The sequence below is a fragment of the Chitinophaga sp. genome, assembly GCF_035564935.1.
In the GTDB taxonomy this organism is placed as follows: Bacteria; Bacteroidota; Bacteroidia; order Chitinophagales; family Chitinophagaceae; genus Chitinophaga.
Window position 1 is genome coordinate 1 of record NZ_DATMTE010001086.1, and the last position, 7,327, is coordinate 7,327.

Consider the following 7,327-nt stretch of genomic DNA (forward strand, 5'->3'; position numbering starts at 1 on the left):
ATGGAGTAATTAGAATAACATTACCGGCTTCAAACGACAATCCGCCTTATACCTACACGGTTAACGACGGAATCAATCCGGCTATAACGCAGAGCACCCCTATATTTACCGGCTTGCCTGCAGGAACTTATACCATTACTGTAATGTCTGGAAAAAACTGTTCAGATGCTCAAACTGTAACCATCACTGAACCGTCACTTTTAGATATCAGTGCTTCGGCAACGGCCTTTGCTTGTAATGCTTCCAATGTGGTGAATACTTCAACTATTACAGTAACTGTTGAAAATGACACAACAGGAAATCCTTCCGGAACAGCTCCCTATTTCTATAGTATTGATGGAACTAATTTCCAAAATACCAACACATTTAATATTGTTGACAATGGAAGCACACAGAATATAACCGTAACAGTGAAAGACAGTAATAACTGTACGCAAACCACAACGGTAATTATCAATCCTTTACCGGAAATAACAGCAGTTGCTGCAGTTCGCGGAACAGCAATTACCTGTACCAATGACGAGTCTGTACAGATAAATGTAACAGGCGGTTCCGGAGATTTCACTTTTGATGTCTTACCATTAGGGTCACAGGCATCTGTCACTCCGGGTCCGGGGAATAACACCGCTACATTACTACTGACACAGCCCGGAAGCTACACTTTCCAGGTCAAAGACAACGTAACGGGATGTTATATGCTTACCGTTCCTTACGAAATTCTGCCGTTTGATACGATTGAAGTAATAGCATCCAATGCTACCCCGGTAACTTGTTTTGGAGATTTGGACGGAACTCTTACCATTAACGTAACAGGATACACCGGTGCTTATTCATACAATGTTATCAATACAGCAGGAATAACCGTAGCAACAGGAAACGGAAATACCTCAATAAACCCGTTTACAATAAGCGGCCTGTCAGCAGGAAACCTTCATGTCGTAGTTACGGCAACTGATACTCCTTTCTGTACGGAAGACTCAAACACCGTAACCGTTACTTCTCCTGATAGTCCATTACAGTTGACCGCTAACCAGACTGCCAATGTAACCTGTGATAACAATCAGGGAGAAATCACAGCTTCTGCCACCGGAGGATGGGGAACCTATCTATATGAATTAGTAAACAATACAACCTCTACAACTATTCAGGCGTATGCCGCCAACAGCACCTTTACAGGTTTGGCTGCAGGAAATTATACTGTCTCCGTAAGAGATTCAGGAGGCTGTATCGTAAGCCAGACAATTGTATTAGTACAACCGGCACTTATCTCGGCTACTATAAATGCCTCTGTTACCCAGGTACTTTGCCATGGTGATACTACCGCCATGATTGAAGCCTTAAGTGTAGCAGGAGGACAAGGAAGCTATCAATTCATCCTTAATCGTTATGATGCAACAGGAACTACAATTGTTTTGAGTTCCGGACCTCAAACAAGTCCGCAATTCCCTGGACTTGGAGCAGGAATCTACAGCATCACGATTACTGATGGTTGGAATTGTGACCTGACAACACCAACATTAACAATCACTGAACCAACTCCGCTACAAGGATTTTTATCTGCAAACAGCAATATGACCTGTTTAACACAGGCAGAAATCATCGTATCCGGTTCGGGTGGAACACCACCGTACCAGTTCAGTGCTGATGGAATAACTTATTCAAATACTTCAGTATATACTGTAGGTCCCGGCACTTATCAATATTATGTGAAGGATGCGAACGGATGCCAGGCCGTATTGACAAATCAGGTAACCATATTGCCGGTTCCGGCTTTACAGTTAAATCTGGACCTGAGCAGCGCTTCAATAAACTGTTCGGGAGAATCGACAGCAGCCATTACAGCCAATGCAACCGGAGGACTAGGCAGTTATATGTATGAATTATTAGACGGAGCATCCAATGTTCTGGCAGGACCGCAAGCAGGAAATAGTTTTACCGGACTTCCTGCAGGAAATTATTATGTTCGTGTGGTGAGTCTTGACTGTAGAGAAACATCGTCTGTCATTAATATTACAGACCCGGCCCAACTAACGGTAAGCTACATCAAGCAAGATGTTCTTTGTTTTGGAGATGCAAACGGTAGCATTGAAATTCAAACTACAGGAGGAACAGGAATTATTCAATATGCAATATCTCCTAACCTCAACCAATTTGTAACAGACAACGTATTTGACGCACTTCCTCCAGGAAGCTATGAGGTCATTGTTCAAGACCAGAAAGGCTGTTTTGAATTGTTAAATATTGACATTTTAGAACCGGCTCCGCTTGTAGCAACAGTAGATGCCGTAAATCAGGAACTTTGTCTTAATGATGCCGATGGTTCGATAGCAATCAGCATTACAGGAGGAACAGGAAATTATCTGGTAAGTCTTGACAACGTTACATTTGTACCTGTTGTGGGTAACCAGCACACCTTCACGAATTTGGTTGGGGATACTCTATACCTGATTTATGTAAGAGATTCTAACGGATGTAATGTAAATCCACCTGTAGAACAATATATGGATCCGGCGGTAGAAGTAATTCCAGCCGTATCAGTACAGCCGAATTGTACGAATAATGTACCTGGAAACATCGTAACAGTAACCGTAAATATTGAAGTTGTAAGTGATGTCCAATACTCTTTAGACGGAATCAATTATGTGGCTTCCAACACGTTTACGAATGTACCACCGGGAACGCATACCGCCTACGTACAGCACACGAATGGCTGTACAAAACAAGTTCCTTTCACAATTGACAATTTATTGCCAATTACTGCAACTCCTAGTGTAACAGCAAATGTGTTGTGCTTTGGAGATACTACAGGAAGTATTGAAGTAACCGCTACCGGAGGAACGGGAACGATTGAATATGCCATATCGCCTGCTTTCGTTTACGGAACTGCCAACACGTTCAACAACCTGGCGGCGGGAACCTATACCGTCAAGGTTAGGGACAACATCGGCTGTGAAGTCGAACTGGCAAACATCGCGGTAACAGAGCCTGCGGCAGCGCTTTCGGCCACGGTTAACGGAACGCACGAAATCTGCCTGGGCGACAATAACGGCACGATAACCATAACGCCTGCGGGAGGAACGGCGCCTTATACCACAAGCCTGGATTCCAACAATCCGGCCGACTTTACTTCGGCATTGACCTACAGCAACCTGAACGGAGGGCAGACCTATACCGTTTACGTGAAGGATGCCAACGGATGCGAGATTGCGCCACAGACATTCACGATAAACAACGGGGTAGACATACAGCCTACGGCAACGGTGGTAGCAAACTGTACCGGCAACGTACCTGGAAACACGGTAACAATTGGCGTAAATCCTGCAGTAGCCTCACAGGTTCAGTACTCACTGGACGGAGTAACGTATGTAACATCAAATACGTTCAACAACATTGCTCCGGGAAGCCATACCGCCTACGTACAGCACACCAATGGCTGTACCAAAACGGTTCCTTTCACTATTGACAATTTATTACCAATCACAGCAACTTCAAATGTAACGGCCAACGTATTGTGCTTCGGCCAGTCAACGGGAAGCATTCAGGTAACGGCCACAGGTGGAACGGGAACGATTGAATATGCCATATCGCCTGCTTTCGTTTACGGAACTGCCAACACGTTCAACAACCTGGCAGCGGGAACCTATACCGTTAAGGTAAGGGACAATATCGGCTGTGAGGTCGAACTGGCAAACATTACGGTAACTGAGCCTGCGGCAGCGCTTTCGGCTACGGTTAACGGAACACACGAAATCTGCCTGGGAGACAATAACGGTACGATAACCATAACGCCTGCGGGTGGAACGGCGCCTTATACCACAAGCCTGGATTCCAACAATCCGGCCGACTTTACATCGGCATTGACCTACAGCAACCTGAACGGTGGGCAGACCTACACCGTATACGTGAAAGATGCCAACGGTTGCGAGATTACACCTCAGACATTCACGATAAATAACGGGGTTGACATACAGCCGACGGCAACAGTAGTAGCAAACTGTACCGGCAACGTACCTGGAAACACGGTAACCATAGGTGTGAATCCTGCTATTGCTTCTCAAGTACAGTATTCATTGGATGGAGTAACCTATGCTGCTTCCAACACATTTACGAATGTGGCACCGGGAAGCCATACCGCCTATGTCCAGCACACCAATGGCTGTACCAAAACGGTTCCTTTTACCATCAACACGCTAATACCGGTTACGGCTAACGCCAACGTAACGGCCAACGTATTATGCTTCGGCCAGTCAACCGGAAGCATTCAGGTAACGGCCACAGGTGGAACGGGAACGATTGAATATGCCATATCGCCTGCCTTCGCCTACGGAACATCAAACACGTTCAACAACCTGGCAGCGGGAACCTATACCGTTAAGGTTAGGGACAACATCGGCTGTGAGGTCGAACTGGCAAACATTACAGTAACAGAACCTGCGGCAGCACTTTCGGCAACGGTTAACGGAACGCACGAAATCTGCCTGGGCGACAATAACGGTACGATAACCATAACGCCTGCGGGTGGAACGGCGCCTTATACCACAAGCCTGGATTCCAACAACCCGGCCGACTTTACATCGGCACTGGCCTACTCCAACCTGAACGGTGGGCAGACCTATACCATTTATGTGAAAGATGCCAACGGATGTGAGATTACACCTCAGACATTCACGATAAACAACGGGGTTGACATACAGCCGACGGCAACGGTGGTAGCAAACTGTACCGGCAACGTACCAGGAAATACGGTAACAATTGGCGTAAATCCTGCCATTGCTTCTCAAGTGCAGTATTCATTGGATGGAGTAACCTATGCCGCTTCCAATGTATTTACGAATGTGGCTCCCGGAAACCATACCGCCTACGTACAGCACACCAATGGCTGTACCAAAACGGTTCCTTTCACAATCAACACGCTATCGCCTATTACGGCTAACGCCAACGTAACGGCCAACGTATTGTGCTTCGGCCAGTCAACCGGAAGCATTCAGGTAACGGCCACAGGTGGAACGGGAACGATTGAATATGCCATATCGCCTGCCTTCGCCTACGGAACTGCAGACACGTTTAACAACCTGGCGGCAGGAACCTATACCGTTAAGGTTAGGGACAACATCGGCTGTGAGGTCGAACTGACAAACATTACGGTAACTGAGCCTGCGGCAGCGCTTTCGGCAACGGTTAACGGAACACACGAAATCTGCCTGGGCGACAATAACGGTACCATAACCATTACGCCTGCGGGTGGAACGGCGCCTTATACCACAAGCCTGGATTCCAACAACCCGGCCGACTTTACATCGGCACTGGCCTACAACAACCTGAACGGTGGGCAGACCTACACCGTATACGTGAAAGATGCCAACGGATGCGAGATTGCACCTCAGACGTTCACGATAAACAACGGGGTAGACATACAGCCTACGGCAACGGTGGTAGCAAACTGTACAGGCAACGTACCAGGAAACACGGTAACCATAGGTGTGAATCCTGCTATTGCTTCTCAAGTACAGTACTCACTGGACGGAGTAACGTATACTGCTTCCAATGTATTTACGAATGTGGCTCCCGGAAACCACACTGCTTACGTACAGCATACAAATTCTTGTACTAAAACAGTAGCTTTCACAATCAATGCACTACAGCCTGTTGTTGCAAATGCAAACGTAACGGCAAACGTATTGTGCTTCGGACAATCCACAGGAAGTATCCAAGTGACAGCTACCGGAGGAACGGGAACGATTGAATATGCCATATCGCCTGCTTTCGTTTACGGAACTGCAAACACGTTCAACAACCTGGCAGCAGGAACCTACACCGTTAAGGTAAGGGACAATATCGGCTGCGAAATCGAACTGGCAAACATCACGGTAACAGAGCCTGCGGCAGCGCTTTCGGCCACGGTTAACGGAACGCACGAAATCTGTCTGGGCGACAATAACGGCACGATAACCATAACGCCTGCGGGTGGAACGGCGCCTTATACCACAAGCCTGGATTCCAACAATCCGGCCGACTTTACATCGGCATTGGCCTACAGCAACCTGAACGGTGGGCAGACCTACACCGTATACGTGAAAGATGCCAACGGTTGCGAGATTACTCCTCAGACGTTCACGATAAACAGAGGTGTAGATATCCGACCAACAGCAACGGTAGTACCAAACTGTACCAATAACGTACCAGGAAACACGGTTACCATTAACGTAAACCCTGCAGTAGCCTCACAGGTTCAGTACTCACTGGACGGAATCAACTATGTGGCTTCCAACACGTTTACTAATGTGGCTCCCGGAAACCATACCGCCTACGTACAGCACACCAATGGCTGTACCAAAACGGTTCCTTTCACAATCAATACGCTAATACCGGTTACGGCTAACGCCAACGTAACGGCTAACGTATTGTGCTTTGGCCAGTCAACCGGAAGCATACAGGTAACAGCCACAGGAGGAACGGGTGTATATCAATATGCGATTTCACCTGCTTATAATTACTCTTCTTCCAATACATTCATCAATCTTGCTGCCGGAACTTATTCCGTTAAAGTAAAAGACCAGAATGGCTGTGAAATCACGCTTACTAATATTACGGTAACCCAACCTGCCGCAGCGCTTACAGCAGTCGTAAACGGAACTCCTGAAACTTGTGACGGATTAGATGATGGTACTATAACAATTATACCTTCTGGAGGAACAGCACCTTATTATACAAGCCTTAACTCAAACAATCCTGCCAACTTTACGACTACACTGACTTACACCGGCTTGATTGGAGGAAGGCAATATACCGTATTTGTAAAAGATGCCAATGGATGTCAGATTACTCCTGTAGTTTTCCGTGTAAACGATGGCTTAAATCTGCAACCAACTGCGGTCGTAGCTACGAATTGCAACGGTAATACACCAGGAAATACGGTAACAGTTTCTGTAAATCCGGCGGTTGTAAATGACGTACAGTATTCCTTGGATGGAGTTAATTATGTAAGCTCAAATGTATTCAACAACCTGTCGGTTGGTCCGCATACTATTTATGTCAGACATACAAATGGCTGTACTAAAACGACAACAGTTAGAATAAATCCGGTGACACCAATTACAGCTAGCGCAACAGCCGTCAATGCAACATGTAACGGCTTGTCAAACGGACGAATCACTGTAACGGCTTCCGGAGGAACAGGACCATTGCAATATGGAATTTCTCCTGATTTCAACCTTACTTCAAGCAATGTATTCCAGAATCTTGCAGCAGGAAACTATATTGTTAGGGCTGTCGATTCTAAAGGATGCTACAAAGAGGTAACTATTGCCGTAACAGAACCTAATGCATT

The 7,327-nt window shown here is 46.4% G+C and carries 1 protein-coding gene; it reads left to right on the plus strand.

From position 1 onward, the window contains the following. Positions 1–143: 143 nt before the first annotated feature. On the plus strand, positions 144–7,327 hold a 7,184-nt coding region (locus VN105_RS28030), incomplete at its 3' end, for a SprB repeat-containing protein (RefSeq protein ID WP_325646501.1).